The organism is Erythrobacter sp. SN021 (genome assembly GCF_021864455.1).
Genome location: NZ_JAKKUW010000002.1, coordinates 1 through 13,688, shown reverse-complemented (window position 1 = coordinate 13,688; position 13,688 = coordinate 1). Strand labels below are relative to the sequence as shown.

Genomic DNA, 13,688 nt, shown 5'->3' with positions numbered 1-13,688 from the left:
TGCAGATCGGGGAGAACCGTTCATGTCGCGCATCAAACTCGCCGCCGCCACTTCCGTCACCGCGCTTTCGCTTGGCCTGTCCGCCTGTATGGGCGGGGGAGACATTCCCAGCGCATCCACACCGATTACGCAAAGCGAGGCGCAGATGGGGGCCAAGGCTCATCCCCAACTGCTCGACGAGTTCGGCGGTGCGATGAGCGGTTCGCATGCCCAATATGTCGCGCAGGTCGGCAAGAATATCGCCGTCCAGTCCGGGCTCGGGAACGCCCGCGAATCGTTTACCGTCTCGCTGCTCAACAGCCCGGTAAACAACGCCTTCGCCATTCCCGGCGGCTATATTTATACCACGCGTCAGCTTGTTGCGCTGATGAATAACGAGGCCGAGCTTGCCGGGGTGCTGGGGCACGAGGTCGGCCATGTCGCCGCCCGCCACTCGCAGCGTCGCCAGGCTGCGGCCCAGCGCAATACGTTGCTTGGTGCCGCCGGAGCGATCCTGTCCGGACTACTGCTGGGCAATAGCGGGTTGGGGCAGCAGCTCGGCCAGGCGGCCCTGCAGGGGTCGCAGCTCCTGACGCTGAAATTCTCGCGGAGTCAGGAGCTCGAGGCTGACGAACTGGGTATCCGCTATCTGAATCAGGCCGGATACGACCCGAGGGCCATGGGAACCGTGCTTCGCAGCCTGGCTTTGCAGAATGCTCTCGACGCGCGTGTTCAGGGGCGCGACAATGCGCGGCTCCCCGAATGGGCATCGACGCATCCCGACCCTGCCAGTCGGGTGCAGACCGCATTGTCCAAGGCCCAGGCAACCGGTGGTGCGGGTGGCATTACAAATCGCGACACGTTCCTGTCGCGGATCGACGGGCTGACCTATGGCGACGATCCGTCGCAAGGCGTCGTCGAGGGGCGCCAGTTCATTCATCCCGATTTGCGGCTCGCCTTCACCGCGCCACAAGGCTTTTACATGATGAACGGCACGCGTGCGGTATCGATCAATGGCCAGAGCGGGCAAGCGCAGTTTACGCTCGCACCCTACAACAACAATCTCGACAGCTATGTGGCCAGCGTATTTGCAGGATTGAGCAAGCAGCAGCAGGTGCGACCGCAATCGATCCAGAAAACGAGCGTGAATGGCCTGCCGGCCGCGTATGGCACTGCGCGGGTCAATTCGAACAGCGGTCAGGTCGACGTCACGGTTTTCGCCTACGAGTTTTCCAATGATCGGGCTTACCACTTCCTTGCCATTACACCGGCGGGACGGGCGTCCACGTTCAACCAGATGTTCTCCTCGATGCGGCGGATCGATGCGCGAACTGCGGCCAATGTCATACCGCGCGTGATCGATGTGGTGACGGTGCAGAGCGGTGACACGGTTCAATCGCTCGCACGGCGGATGGCTTACAGCGACAGTCAGGTGGAGCGCTTCCGCGTATTGAATGGGTTGACCTCGAACGAGAATGTCCGGCCGGGTCAGAAGGTAAAAATCGTCGTCCGGGGTCGGTAAGGACGGACGATCGCATCATGCACGAAAAAGGGCGGCGGGTTCTCTACCCGCCGCCCCGATTGTTCGATCAGCCTGAAATTAGGAGTTCGCTTTGCTCATCGTGGTCGAGACCTTGTTGAAGGTCGAGCTCAGCTCGCCCCCGAGGCTGTTCATCGCGGTGATCGCGGCAACGGCGATCAGCGCGGCAATGAGGCCATATTCAATGGCGGTTGCACCTTCTTCGTCGCGGCGCAGCTTGCGGAAAAACTTCATCTGTCGTCTCCTGGTTCAGTCTTCGTACCCGGCTCGTTCCGTAAATGCGGTTCGAGCAATTTCGCTTTCTGCATGGAAGAGATTGAAAAACTCCTAATCCCCATGGCCATGCCGATTGCCCCGTTAGATGCCCATCGCCGCAACCACCGCGGTTTCGACTTTCGACCACATGGCGATTACCGAAGCACCGAATGATTGGATCGCACCAACCATGGCGAGAAAGATCAGAGCGAGGATCAGCCCGTATTCGACGGCAGTGGCACCGCGTGTGTCACGTCCCAGTTTGTGCAGGAAATTGACCATTCGCGTTGCCCCAATCGCCACTTGTCCAAGCTGACGGTAGGGGAGTACGGCCAACCCGGTTAAAAAAGCGTTGAGAAGGCCTGCGGTTTTGGAAAAAATCCCGACATGGACCTGTGTCGTCGCCTTGGCCCTGTCCGACGGTCGGGGGCAATGGCTGATGCAGCGGAGACCGGACGACAAGCACCATGGCGGCCTGTGGGAATTTCCCGGCGGCAAGGTCGAAACGGGCGAGAAACCGCGAGATGCGTTGGTGCGTGAGATCGACGAGGAACTCGGCATTACGATTCGAAAAAGCGATCTCGTGCCCGTTGCCTTCGCGGAAGAAGGCGCAGTTGAAGGTCGTCCGCCGATTGTCATAATGCTTTACAGATCGCTGTATGACGGCAGCCCGCTATGCGCTCGGGAAGGCGGCGAACTCGGCTGGTTCGACCCACAGGGGGTTGCGCGACTGGACAAACCGCCATTGGATATCTCACTGACGACGCAGTTGTTCGAAAAACTGTGATTTAGGGATTGCCAAGACGCAGGCGCCTGCCTATTTGGCGCCCTCCAAGCGCGCCCGTAGCTCAGCTGGATAGAGCACCAGACTACGAATCTGGGGGCCGGAGGTTCGAATCCTTCCGGGCGCGCCAATTTCCCATGGAAGTACGCACTGGGGGCGTGTTGCCTTCGAGAGTGCTCACCGCCTGAACCAGGCTAGCCACCGGACCGCGCACGACGGTGATACGGGGCCTTGCGATTGCGTGTTCGCGGGCGGATGGTCTGCGTAGTTGTCTCGCAAAATATGACTGCTTGGCCTGGACGTGTGGACGATGAAGCGAATTTGGCTGCTTGCGAGGTGTTCGCTCGATTACCGTCCTAATGGTCAATTTCGGCGGAGCGAAGCCCCGGCATAGGGATCGTAGTCGGCCGACGGCAGTGGTCCGCGCGTCTCTTTCGGGATGAACACCATGGGCTGTGGCGCGGGGGGCGATGCGGACTGCCAGGCTCCGGACAGGCCTGCGGCGATCACAGGGGCACCGAGAAGGACGAAGCAGCCGAGGATGACCCGCATGCCTTGTCTTATGGGCATTTGGCCCATCAACATAAGCAGGCCGACAAGGCTGACGGCAAGGATGGACAGTCCGGTCGCCAGGCTGCCAAGCAGAAGATCGTTTATCCACCCGATGGCTCCGGCAAGAGCGGTTTCGGATCCGGGAGGCGCGACGGGTCCGTTCATTCGGCCACCATCACTTGCGACACGCGGCGTTGGCCGTGGCGCCGCTCGAGCTGGACGAAGACATCGATGCTTTCGCGCACGTAGTGCCGCACATCGTCGCGCGACAGCCGCGAGCCGGTCTGGAGGACAAGCAGGGCAAGCTGTTCGATCGCCCTTTGCGGCGTATCGGCGTGGATCGTGGTCATCGAGCCGGGATGGCCTGTGTTGACGGCGCGCAGGAAAGTGAAGGCTTCCGATCCGCGGAGTTCGCCTAAGATGATCCGGTCGGGACGCATACGCAGCGCGGCAATGAGCAAGTCTTCTGCGTTCACATCGGCCTCGGCGAGCCGTCCGCGCGCCGCAATCAGGCCCACGGCATTGGGATGTTCGATCCGCAATTCCTCGGTATCCTCGATCGTCAGCAGGCGCTCGTCGCGCGGGATCTCTGCCAGCAGGGCATTGAGGAAGGTCGTCTTGCCACTCGAAGTCCCACCCGAGACGATGATGTTGCGCCGTGTCCTGACAGCCTCGGTGAGGATGGCGGGCGCATCCTTTCCACCGAGAGTGTGCCAGCTGCGCTCGCGGTCGAGCGCGGTATCGCCCTCGGCGAGACCCTCGAAAGCACCGCTATCGCGCCAATCGGCGAGCGAGAATTCAGCCTTCACGTGCCGCCGGATGGCGAGCACATGCCCACCGCGGGTCGCCGGAGGGGCGACAATCTGGACGCGCGAGCCATCGGGCAGCGATGCCGCGAGAAGCGGTGCGGCGCGGCTGATCCCCTGTGATCCGTGCGCAGCTATCTGGCGGGCAAGGCGGGCGAGGAGTTGCTCGGTCAGCGCGGGATCCTCGTGGTGTTCGATCCCGCCTCCCAGGCTCTCGATCCAGATCTCGCCGGGCCGGTTCACATAGATATCGGTGACGTCCGCGCGGGCGAGCCATGGGGCAAGCGGAGCCAGGAAATTGTCGAGATAAAAGCCCTGGCTTGCGGTAAGAGCACCATCTTCCATCACGGTTCGACGCTCGAGAAATCGAGGTCGTTGGCGACGAAGACCGACACGCTGGTGCCGTGGCGGACCTTGAGCGTCGGCCGGATTTCGCCCTCCGCGATGCGCGGTGTCACATTCTGTGTGCTGCCCGGAAGCGCAACGATCACGCCATCGGTCGCCTCCCGGGTCGCAACCCCGACGCCGATATCGAGCACGGATTGCAGCAGCGCGCCGCCGAAGCGCTGGAAGAACTTGCTGTCGACCTTGCCCCTGACCCCGGCGCGTCCCAGCGGGTCGGAAGCAGGCGAATCGAGCGCGATGGTCACGCCATCGGGACGGATCAGCCGCGTCCAGCGAATGAGCGCGCGGTTCTGCCCGCGCTGCAGTTCGGCATCGTATTCGCCGTAGAGACGGCTGCCACGCGGGATAAGGACGCGCGATCCATCGAAGCCGTGAATGTCGCGCTGAACGAGCGCGCGCACGCCGCCGGGCCGTGTGGAATCGAGCGCGGTTTCGAGCACGGCGGGGATCACCGTGCCCTGCGGAACGGTGCGCGAGGGTTTCTCGAACCGGGCTGCGTTGACCCGCTCCACCGTACCGGCTGCCGCTGGCGATGCCGATTGTGCCGCCGAAGGGACGGGAGGCGCGGAAAATGTCACCGGCGGTTCGACCGGGCGGAATGGCTCTCGCGGAACATAGGGGGGATCGGCGGGGGCCGCTTGAACGATCACGCGCGGAGCTTGGACGGGTGCGTTGGGCGTGGGCGCCGCCGGTGTCGGTGCCGCTTGCGCAAGGGGCCCGCGTTCGCCGAGAGGTCCGCGCCCGAAATCCCCGGGCAAGGCCAGTGGTGGCGGGGATGCGATGCGAGCGCCGGGCTCCGGAACCGTGCCGAGCGGGCCTTCCTGTTCGAGCGTCGCGCGCCTCTCGCTCATCAGCGACACGATCCAGCCCCCGCCGATGAGCAAAGCGATCAGGAAGGCAGCCAGGCCGAGCTTGCCGGAGCTACCGGTAGCCACCACCGGTCGGACATCGTTGGTCCGAGGTGTCTCGTTCGATGTCGAGGATGCCGTGGTCATGATGCGTCCTCGGGTGTGTCGTTGCGCCGCGCGGTTGCCTTGTCCTTGTCGATCCGGAACACCAGCTCGCCATAGACCCGATCGATGACGAAGACGCCGTCGCGCATGTAGCCGTTGACGACCTCTTCTTCGCCCGTCGGGCCAATGGCGAAGACAGCCGGCAAAGCCTGTCCGGGAGCATAGGTTATGCGGGTCTTGATACCGTCGTCGAAAAGGCTCGCCGGTTGAACTTCCCGGTCGCCGCGCAGGCGATAGCGCCAGCTCTGCAGCGGGCGGGGGTCTGCTTCGGATTGGGCCTCATGAGCGGCATCAACGAGCGCATCCTTTACAAAGCGTACAAGCAAGGCAGCGGAATGGCTGGGCTCGACACGCAGGGAAAAATTGTAGCTCCGCCCCCGCGTACCGATATCGAGCGTTCCCATGCGTGCATTTTCGGTTGGAAGGATCATGAAGGAATTGCGGTCCGAAGACACGCGGATCCGGAAATCGTCACCTTCGCCCGGCGTCACGCCCGTTATATACTCGCCGGGTTCGAGTAGAACCGTGATCGGCGTTTCGGGCAGCATGGTGAGCAGCACGGGCGAGCCCGGGATGAACTGCAGACTCTGCATGCGGGGCGTATCGGCGCCCGGTTGCGGCGTGGTCTGCGCTGCCAGAGCCATCGGCCAAACGGCCAATCCTGCGAGGGTCGCCAGTCTCATCATGCGTCGGGCTCGGCAAGCGGAGCGGACTGGGGCAAACGCGGCCCCCTTGTTTCCGGAAGAGCTTCTTGATCCCGGCGATAGCGCGATACCTGAAATCCGAGCGGATTGACGAGCCGATCATCGGCGCTCATTTCCGCGCCGCTGAATCGATAATTGATGACCGCGGCCCAGTGCTCGGGAGCCTGCTCGCGGCCACCGCGATCCGTGCGGACGGTGATGAAGCGTACCAGTGCACTGTCGCTCGAAAGCGAGGAGACGCTTTTCACTTCGGTGCGTAGGGTCGCCCCATTGCCCAGTTGCGCGATCGGGCTCGAAGGGTTGGAAGAGTTCATCGAGGCGACGTAGCGCTGGCGGGCATCTCCTTCGCTCCACAGTGCCACCTTGCGGTAATCGCGCTGCAGATTTGCTGCATCGAAGCTCTCGCGCGCGATGACATATTGCGCGAGAAACGAGCGGGTAAGCGCGGTGTCCGGGCTTACCGATGCCGCACCGAGCGGGGCCAGCTCTTCGACATAGCCGGTCTGGCGATCGACCAGAAGGGTATAGGGCACCACCGTTTTCAGGGGCAGCATGATAACGAGTGCGAGCGCCAGCAGCAGGGCAATTGCTCCTGCGCAGGCGGCTACGATCCATGCGATGCGGCGCGAACGCTCGAGATCCTCGGTGATGCTGGCGCCCCAGCTATCCGAAATCTCGACCTTTTCGCCATCGATAGTGTGATGTGCGTTCATACGCCTTGGTCCCTACGTGTGCCTGCGAGAGAGCGTCGCTGCGAGGTGCGGCGCCAGGAACTGCCCAAGGGCTCGACGCTACGCTCGCGGCTCGTGGCGGCATTGCCTTGCGAAGCATCACCGCCTGTCCGTGTCAGAAGGCGATGATCGGTGCGCTCGTGATGGAAACTCTCTTCGCGCCTTAGCTGCGTTTCCATGTGATCGACCAGACGCTGCGAGCGCGATTGGGCAAAGGTCGGCGCTGGGTCGCCGCGAAGGGCCGGGGAGCGCTCTGTCGCCGACACCCGCAAGTCCGACAGCGCCGGAAAAGTCATCCAGCCTCGATTGAAGGCGATTTTGGCCATGAGCCAGATCGACCCGAACTGGATCAGCGCGAAACCGAGGGTCAGCGCGAGCAATTCGGTCGGCGCAGCGGGCGTTGCATAGCCGAGGCCCCGGAGCCGGAGCGCATCGCCGAGCCACGGCAGCAAGATGGCGAGTTGTTCAGCCGCCGCGACGCTCACCGCTGCGGATCCGATCAGAGCCAGCACCAGCGCGCGCAGCCAGCCTGCGAAAATTCCACGCGTCGCCTCGAAGAGCAGCAGGCCCGCGGCCAGGGGAGCCAAGGCCAGCAGTAGTCCTGCGATAATGCGGAGTAGTCCATAGCTGCCCAATATTCCGGTCAGATAGAACAGGCGGGCAAGGCCGAAGGAGTTTTCATCCTCCAGAGCCTGGCCTTGGAACGTCCCGCCGGGTTCGTCGGCGTCGATATAGGCGCCGGTCTGCCGCCCGGTCCCCTGCTCGATCAGCCGGAGCATGGCATCGTCGGCTTGCTGGAGACCGCCGACGAGAGTCGTCTGCTGCGGCATGAGCGAAGCGCCCGCGCTTGCGGCCAGTTCTCCCGGCCCATCGAGCACGACGTCATGGATCATCGTGCGAAAGGCGGGCCAGGAGAAGGCGAGCGTAAGGACGATCCCGATCTTGATGACGTCGCCGACCATGTCGCGCGCGCCCGGCGCAGGGCCGAACAGCAGGCGGATGCCGAATAGCGCGACGAACAGGGTCAGCAGCCCCGTCATTACCGTGGCCGCAAGCGAACCGGGGTGTCCCAGCGCCTGCCAGCCATAGCTGCCCAGATAGGCTGCCTGGCAATCAAGGGCCCCAAGCACGCGGGTGAGGAATTGATCGCCGGTCAGGATTGCGGGACAGGCCATCTGTGTCAGGCCGCCTTGCCCAGCAGCGGGCCCATCCATTTGGCGGGGTCCTCGCCGTGCTGCTTTACCAGTTCGTCGAACAGGCGGACTGTGCTTTCACGGCCCGAAAGGATGGTCAGAAGCTCTTTCTCGCCCGACAGGTCGAGCCTGGCGACCACGCTGTCCTTGCCGTGCCGGATGAGGAAGCAGTGCGCGCTATCGGGTAGGGTGCGCACAAGTTCGAACTCGTGGCGCGAGAGGCCGAAGCCGTTGATATAGTCCTCGGCGCGCGCCTTGGGGTTGATCATGAAGATCTGCGTTGCCGCCTGCTCGATGATCGCGCTGGCGATCCGGCTTTCGAGCGCATCCTGTGCGCTTTGTGTAGCAAAACCGACGATGCCGTTGCGCTTGCGGATGGTCTTTTCCCAATCCTTGATCCGGCGCACGAAGACATCGTCGTCGAGCGCTTTCCAGCCTTCGTCGATGACGATGATCGCCGGTGTTCCGTCGAGCCGCTGTTCGACCCGGTGGAAGAAGTAGAGCATGGCAGGCGTGCGCGCGACGGGATCGTCGAGGATCGCCGTCATGTCGAAACCGACCGTCTCTTGTGACAGATCGGTCAGGTCACGCTCGTTGTCGAACAGCCAGGCGCGGTCTCCCTCGCCCCACCAGCCCCGCATGCGCGAATAGAGGTCTCCTGCTCGTGGGCGGTCGCCCCCTCGGAAAAGCTCGACCAGATGGCGCAGGCGTCGCCGCTCCGGCGGCGCGGTAAAGTTGGTGTCGATCGCCTCGCGCACCTGTTCCGCTTCGCTTTCGTCGAGCCCGCCTGCGAGTAGCCCGAGCCATTCGGCGAGGAATACGCGCGCCTGGGGCGTATCCTCGAGCTGGAGCGGATTGAGGCCGCTGGGCGCTTCTGGGCGCAAGCGGTCGTAGGTGCCGCCGATCGCGCGGATGAACAGTTCCGCACCCCGGTCCTTGTCGAAGAAAATCGTGCGCGGGCGATATTTGCGCGCCTGAGCCAGCAGGAAATTGAGCACCACCGTCTTGCCCGATCCCGAGGGGCCGATCACGGTGAAATTGCCCAGGTCATGCGCATGGAAGTTGAAGAAATAGGGGCCGGCCGCGGTCGTTTCGAACAGCGTGACCGCTTCGCCCCAATGGTTGCGTGAAGCCTTCCCGACCGGGAAGTTATGCAGGCTGGCAAACCCTGCGAAATTGGTTGTCGAGACGAGGCCACGCCGCGCGATATAGCGGAAATTGCCCGGAAACTGCGCCCAGAAGGCGGGCTCGAGCGCAATGTCCTCGCGCACGGCGGTGATGCCGAGATCGGCGAGCAGGGCGATCACTTCGGCAACATGACTGTCGAGCTCGGCAAAGCTCTCGGCATGGATCGCTACGGTCGTATGGTGCTCGCCGAAACCGGCACGACCCGCCGCCACCTCGTCCTTGGCGATCGCCAACTCGTCGCGCAGCGAGAGCGCCTCGTCTTCGGCCGATTTCATACGCCGCAGCGCCAAATTCATCCGGCCCAGCGCCGCGCCGCGCTCGACGAAGGCGAAGCTCTGGCTCATCGTCATCTCGAAGGGCAGGCGGGTCAGTTCGTCGAACATGCCCGGCATGGTCGATTGCGGCCAATCCTTGACCGAGACCAGCGCGACGAAGCGGCGGTCGAGCGGGCCCGTGGGCGCCAGTTCTACCGTATCGATTCCGAAGCTCGCCCGTCTCGCAGGCAGGTGATGGCCGATATCGCCATGCGGCACGACGACCGGACGCATATCGCCGTTGAAGAGGTAGGCGAGAAACTCGAGCGGTTCGGAACGCGTACCGTCGCCAGTGTCGTAGGTGGACAGCACCTGCGGATCGTATTGGCCGAGCGCTGCAACCAAGGCTTCGCGGGCATTGTCGAGCGCGTGCTTTTCCGCCGCGAGCAGAGCGGCCCGATTATCGGTCGCCGAAGCGAACAGGCCCTTGAGCCTGTCGGCAATCCCCATCCGCCCCTGTGTCGGACGGCGCATGATGGTGAGGAAAAGCTCGTTCACATAGAGCTGGCGGCGAGACAACCGAGCCCGCCAACGCTCGTCGAGCCGCTCGGAGAAGGCATCGGGGAACTCGGCCCGCATGGCCACATCGGCCCGCCGCCTCACGATATGATGGTAGATGGCGAAGCGTGAATTGCCGATCGCGCGCAGCATCGCATCGCGCAATTCGGCCCGGTAGTTCAATTCCTCGCTATCCGCGGTCTCGAACAAGAGGCCGCCCAGACGGATGGTCTGCATCAGCAGTCCATCGCGCGTCTCGATCGTCCGCTCGTCTAGGTGACGGGCATAGGGAAGATGATTTCCAGCCGGCGCCTCACGGGCGATGACTTTCGGATCGCGCGTCAAGGCCGGTAGGAGTTGCATTTCCACAGATCGTAATTCTTTACCCGCGGGCAATTGCGCACGCGCGTGATCCACAGATCGAAAAACCTCGGCTCCCTCAGGCACAGAAGCGCGCCGATGCCGTGCAGCGCGACCGCGACCAGCAGAACCCACCAAGAACGGAATAATAGGAAGAGCTCGACCGCGATCACCGCATTGATGACGAAGAATGTGTAGGTGACGCCCGCGAACATCTGCGGACGGGTTAACGCAGTAAAGCAAACGTCGCGGCGTAACTGATCGGTCATTGCGAAGGTTTCTGCGCCCCATTCCCTGTTGGACTGCAGCTTCCCCTGTTTCCTCCGAAATTACAAGAGCGAAACGTAATGACCGGTCCGTCAGCTCATGGTATATCACTAAATAGAATAGGACTTAGGTTGTTTGCGGGCTTTGACTTCGGTCGTTTGAAAAAGTTTCTCAGCTTGCGATTGCTGTGACTTGCATAACCTTAAAATTCCGTCATGATTGCGCGAATCAGGGGGCGATGATGATGAAATCAAATCCGTTGAAGTATATATTGGGCTGTCTAGTCCTGACTATGGGATTCACATCTTCAGGGGCCGTAGCATCGGAAACTGTAACCTATACGTACGACGCAAAAGGAAGGCTGGTGAAAGTGGAACGTACCGGAGGCAGCAATAACGGTGCGAAGACCGAATACGAGCATGACAGGGCGGATAATCGAAAGCGAGTGAAAACGACCGGTTCGAATCAATAACTCAATGACGATGTGGGCTCATGCCGGTGGAGAGCCAAATGGGAAAAGCTGTGGGGATTACAGCTAAGAATTGAGGAAGGTGCCGTCGGGCGCATCTGAAAGACAAATGGGGGTCGCGTGTGAAAAACAGTTCGTCTCGCTGCGTGAAAAACATTCTTCTAGCATCGACAATTCTTTGCGCAGGTCTATCCTCGCCATCGTTCGCGCAGCAGACGGCGGCTCCTACCGAGAATTGGGTCGCAACGGACGAAAATGGTGTCGATCTGGCCAATGGCCGATATTATCTCGATATCGTCGAAGGTAGCATCGGTTCGGGCGATGGTGCGCTTTCGCTCGTCAGATATTATGGGCAGGCTGGATTGCAGGACAATTGGTCGGGCACGCTGCAGCTGTGGGGCACCGGGCAGACAGCCGTCGTTTCGCTTGGCAAGATTTCCGAGAAGTTCACCAAAAGCGGTTCGACTTGGATTTCGGCGAAGGCGAATGGCGGCAATTTGACGGATATCCCGGGTGGTTGGCTGTATCGGTCGTCGGACGGTATTGCGATCAAATATCAGAAGCCATCCACAATGACTTATGACAGTGGGTCCATCCCGGTTTCTTATGGCGGTCCCGGATGTTCTCAAGACGGCAATAGGTGCGGGCTGCCCGTCGAAGTGACTGCACCGAATGGTGTTGTCTATGAGATGGTATGGGACGTCCGATTGCATTGCACGTCGGGGGGACAACCGATTATAATTGGCGGGTGGGAAGAGCCAAGCAACCAATCGTGTATCGCACCATTCCGACTACAGTCGGTCAGTAGCAACTCCAACTATTCCATGGAGTTCGCCTTCGAGTCAGATCAGGCGACTTTCAACGGTGGTTTCCCCCCACCAACCTTTTGGAATCGCAAGTCGGTCAAGTTCTATCAAACCTCGCAGGGACCAAACGGCGCTGGCTCCCAGATCGTCACCTATCAGCGTCCGTCGAGCAATGTTCTGGTAATCGCCAACAGCCAGTCCGGAGACTGGCGTATCACCACCAATGGCGGAAATCTGGCGATCAGAAAGCCGGGACGCAGTACCGATACTCTGTTCGTCAATCGCGATACCGCCAATCGCGTCACTTCGGTAACCGACGATGGCGCGACGACATCCTACAGTTGGAATTCCATCGGAGGGAATACGGTGCTCGATCGGAGCGATGCGAGCGGCGCTGATGGCCGTGTCGTGACCGACCCGAGCATCGGTCGCCCAGGCACCGTAACGGACTCTCGCGGTGCGTCGACGGTGAACAGCTACGATTCCAACGGGCGGTTGACACGCGCTACCTATCCGGAAGGCAATTATATCCAGTATGTCCGCGATGCGCGCGGCAACGTGACCCAGACGCGGAGAGTCGGCAAAGACGGCAGCGTGATTTCGTCGAGCGCCGGTTACGACACCACGTGTTCGAATACGCTTAAATGCAACAAACCGAACTATATCATCGATGAGCGCGGCAAGCGAACCGACTATGTTTATGGGCCTACCCACGGCATGGTCACTGAAATCCGGCGTCCGGCGCCTGCCAGCGGGCAAGCACGGCCGACGACCTATTTCGAATACAGCCAGATCGCGAACAAGTGGAAGCTCACCAAGAGGCGAGACTGCAGCTCTGCTGCAAACTGCGCGGGTTCGGCGAACGAGCGCGTTGCAACCTATGGTTACGATACCTACGGTCGACATCCGGTCACGATCACTACCGCCAGCGGCAACGGCGCGGTCAGTTCCACCAGCCAGCTCGGCTACGATGCTCGCGGCAACGTGACCAGCGTCGACGGCCCTTTGTCGGGCGGCGGCGATACCACGCATTATTTCTATGACGCGCGCGACCGGCGTCGCGGCATCATCGGCCCTGATCCGGACGGCGGCGGGGCGATGTTGCGCCAAGCGATTCGGTATACATTCGATGCTGGCGGCAACATCCTGTTCGCCGATGTCGGAACGGCGACCGGAACGGGCGAAACACATTTGAACACCATGACGGTTCGCCAGCGGATCGAGAACATTTACGACAGCAAGGGGCGCCGAACGCAGCAGCGGCTCGTTTCCGCCGGACAGATCTACAACCTCACGCAATACAGCTACGACACCGAGAACCGGCTGTCGTGCCAGGCGATCCGGATGAATCCGGCGACCTATGCCACGCTTCCGTCCTCGGCCTGTGTGCTCGCGGCGCAGGGTTCTCACGGACCGGATCGAATTACACGGTACCACTATGATCGCGATGATCGCGTTGTGCGGGTCGAAAGCGGTGTTGGGACGGCAGCGGCATCGAACGATTTCGTGGCGACCTTTACCCTCAACGGACTGACCCAGACGCTGACCGATGGTGAAAGCAACCGCACGACCTACACATACGATGCCTTCGACCGGCTGTCGCGCACACTCTTCCCGCATCCGACCGCGAAGAATACCTCGAACGGAGCGGACTACGAACAGGTCGGCTACGATGCAGCGAGCAATATCGTAAGCCGGCGCCTGCGCGACGGGCAGACGATCGGTTATGGCTATGACAATCTGAACCGGCTCGTCTCGAAGAACCTGCCCGGCTCAGAGCCGGATGCAAGCTACGCCTACGATTTGCTGGGGCGGCTGACACAA

13 protein-coding genes, 1 tRNA gene and 1 pseudogene are annotated in these 13,688 nt (G+C 61.7%); 5 read left to right on the top strand and 10 right to left on the bottom strand.

The window, feature by feature from the left end:
• Window positions 1-22 precede the first annotated feature (22 nt).
• Window positions 23-1,501 (top strand): M48 family metalloprotease, encoded by a 1,479-nt coding sequence (locus L5849_RS04695; protein WP_236924634.1) that lies wholly within the window; start codon window positions 23-25, stop codon window positions 1,499-1,501.
• A 78-nt stretch (window positions 1,502-1,579) separates the two neighbouring features.
• Here the strand turns inward: L5849_RS04695 and L5849_RS04690 are convergent, their stop codons facing one another.
• Both L5849_RS04690 and L5849_RS04685 read right to left on the bottom strand, forming a co-directional pair.
• The gene (locus tag L5849_RS04690) at window positions 1,580-1,753 is read right to left on the bottom strand and encodes a Flp family type IVb pilin (RefSeq protein ID WP_236924633.1); all 174 of its coding nucleotides are present in this window, start codon (window positions 1,751-1,753) and stop codon (window positions 1,580-1,582) included.
• A gap of 123 nt (window positions 1,754-1,876) precedes the next feature.
• Window positions 1,877-2,056, bottom strand: a complete 180-nt coding sequence (locus L5849_RS04685; protein ID WP_236924632.1) for a Flp family type IVb pilin — start codon at window positions 2,054-2,056, stop codon at window positions 1,877-1,879.
• A gap of 88 nt (window positions 2,057-2,144) precedes the next feature.
• Between L5849_RS04685 and L5849_RS04680 the strand changes: the two genes are divergently transcribed.
• Both L5849_RS04680 and L5849_RS04675 read left to right on the top strand, forming a co-directional pair.
• Window positions 2,145-2,561: an NUDIX domain-containing protein gene (locus L5849_RS04680; RefSeq protein WP_236924631.1), complete on the top strand. Its 417-nt coding sequence runs from the start codon at window positions 2,145-2,147 to the stop codon at window positions 2,559-2,561.
• A gap of 50 nt (window positions 2,562-2,611) precedes the next feature.
• Window positions 2,612-2,688 (top strand) — tRNA-Arg (locus L5849_RS04675).
• Between the two features lie 233 nt (window positions 2,689-2,921).
• On the opposite strand, the gene L5849_RS04670 is transcribed toward L5849_RS04675, so the two are convergent.
• The 8 genes from L5849_RS04670 to L5849_RS04635 are packed head-to-tail and all read right to left on the bottom strand — an operon-like array spanning window position 2,922 to window position 10,591.
• Window positions 2,922-3,275, bottom strand: coding sequence for a TrbC/VirB2 family protein (locus L5849_RS04670; RefSeq protein WP_236924630.1), 354 nt, complete (start codon window positions 3,273-3,275; stop codon window positions 2,922-2,924).
• Window positions 3,272-4,261: a P-type DNA transfer ATPase VirB11 gene (virB11, locus tag L5849_RS04665; protein WP_236924629.1), complete on the bottom strand. Its 990-nt coding sequence runs from the start codon at window positions 4,259-4,261 to the stop codon at window positions 3,272-3,274. Before virB11 ends, L5849_RS04670 begins: the two co-directional genes overlap by 4 nt.
• Window positions 4,261-5,316, bottom strand: coding sequence for a TrbI/VirB10 family protein (locus L5849_RS04660; RefSeq protein ID WP_236924628.1), 1,056 nt, complete (start codon window positions 5,314-5,316; stop codon window positions 4,261-4,263). The genes virB11 and L5849_RS04660 overlap by 1 nt, the downstream gene beginning before the upstream one ends.
• A complete protein-coding gene (locus L5849_RS04655) occupies window positions 5,313-6,017 on the bottom strand; it encodes a TrbG/VirB9 family P-type conjugative transfer protein (RefSeq protein WP_236924627.1) in 705 nt (234 codons plus the stop codon). Before L5849_RS04655 ends, L5849_RS04660 begins: the two co-directional genes overlap by 4 nt.
• Window positions 6,017-6,751 carry a virB8 family protein gene (locus L5849_RS04650; protein WP_236924626.1) on the bottom strand — a complete coding sequence of 245 codons (735 nt, stop codon included), beginning with the start codon at window positions 6,749-6,751 and terminating at the stop codon, window positions 6,017-6,019. The genes L5849_RS04655 and L5849_RS04650 overlap by 1 nt, the downstream gene beginning before the upstream one ends.
• Window positions 6,748-7,944, bottom strand: coding sequence for a type IV secretion system protein (locus L5849_RS04645; protein ID WP_236924625.1), 1,197 nt, complete (start codon window positions 7,942-7,944; stop codon window positions 6,748-6,750). Before L5849_RS04645 ends, L5849_RS04650 begins: the two co-directional genes overlap by 4 nt.
• Window positions 7,945-7,949: 5 nt before the next feature.
• On the bottom strand, window positions 7,950-10,325 hold the full coding sequence (locus tag L5849_RS04640; protein WP_236925067.1) for a VirB4 family type IV secretion/conjugal transfer ATPase: 2,376 nt from the start codon (window positions 10,323-10,325) through the stop codon (window positions 7,950-7,952).
• On the bottom strand, window positions 10,304-10,591 hold the full coding sequence (locus L5849_RS04635) for a type IV secretion system protein VirB3 (protein ID WP_115416534.1): 288 nt from the start codon (window positions 10,589-10,591) through the stop codon (window positions 10,304-10,306). Before L5849_RS04635 ends, L5849_RS04640 begins: the two co-directional genes overlap by 22 nt.
• A gap of 236 nt (window positions 10,592-10,827) precedes the next feature.
• Between L5849_RS04635 and L5849_RS04630 the strand changes: the two genes are divergently transcribed.
• Both L5849_RS04630 and L5849_RS04625 read left to right on the top strand, forming a co-directional pair.
• Window positions 10,828-11,061, top strand: coding sequence for a hypothetical protein (locus L5849_RS04630; RefSeq protein ID WP_306664120.1), 234 nt, complete (start codon window positions 10,828-10,830; stop codon window positions 11,059-11,061).
• 821 nt (window positions 11,062-11,882) lie between these two features.
• Window positions 11,883-13,688 (top strand): annotated as a pseudogene (locus tag L5849_RS04625) (hypothetical protein); the annotation flags it as partial.

Coding starts and splice junctions, on each gene's coding strand:
- L5849_RS04695 (WP_236924634.1), top strand. CDS start 23: ATGTCGCGCATCAAACTCGCCGCCGCCACTTCCGTCACCGCGCTTTCG.
- L5849_RS04690 (WP_236924633.1), bottom strand. CDS start 1,753: ATGAAGTTTTTCCGCAAGCTGCGCCGCGACGAAGAAGGTGCAACCGCC.
- L5849_RS04685 (WP_236924632.1), bottom strand. CDS start 2,056: ATGGTCAATTTCCTGCACAAACTGGGACGTGACACACGCGGTGCCACT.
- L5849_RS04670 (WP_236924630.1), bottom strand. CDS start 3,275: ATGAACGGACCCGTCGCGCCTCCCGGATCCGAAACCGCTCTTGCCGGA.
- virB11 (WP_236924629.1), bottom strand. CDS start 4,261: ATGGAAGATGGTGCTCTTACCGCAAGCCAGGGCTTTTATCTCGACAAT.
- L5849_RS04660 (WP_236924628.1), bottom strand. CDS start 5,316: ATGACCACGGCATCCTCGACATCGAACGAGACACCTCGGACCAACGAT.
- L5849_RS04655 (WP_236924627.1), bottom strand. CDS start 6,017: ATGAGACTGGCGACCCTCGCAGGATTGGCCGTTTGGCCGATGGCTCTG.
- L5849_RS04650 (WP_236924626.1), bottom strand. CDS start 6,751: ATGAACGCACATCACACTATCGATGGCGAAAAGGTCGAGATTTCGGAT.
- L5849_RS04645 (WP_236924625.1), bottom strand. CDS start 7,944: ATGGCCTGTCCCGCAATCCTGACCGGCGATCAATTCCTCACCCGCGTG.
- L5849_RS04640 (WP_236925067.1), bottom strand. CDS start 10,325: ATGCAACTCCTACCGGCCTTGACGCGCGATCCGAAAGTCATCGCCCGT.
- L5849_RS04635 (WP_115416534.1), bottom strand. CDS start 10,591: ATGACCGATCAGTTACGCCGCGACGTTTGCTTTACTGCGTTAACCCGT.
- L5849_RS04630 (WP_306664120.1), top strand. CDS start 10,828: ATGATGATGAAATCAAATCCGTTGAAGTATATATTGGGCTGTCTAGTC.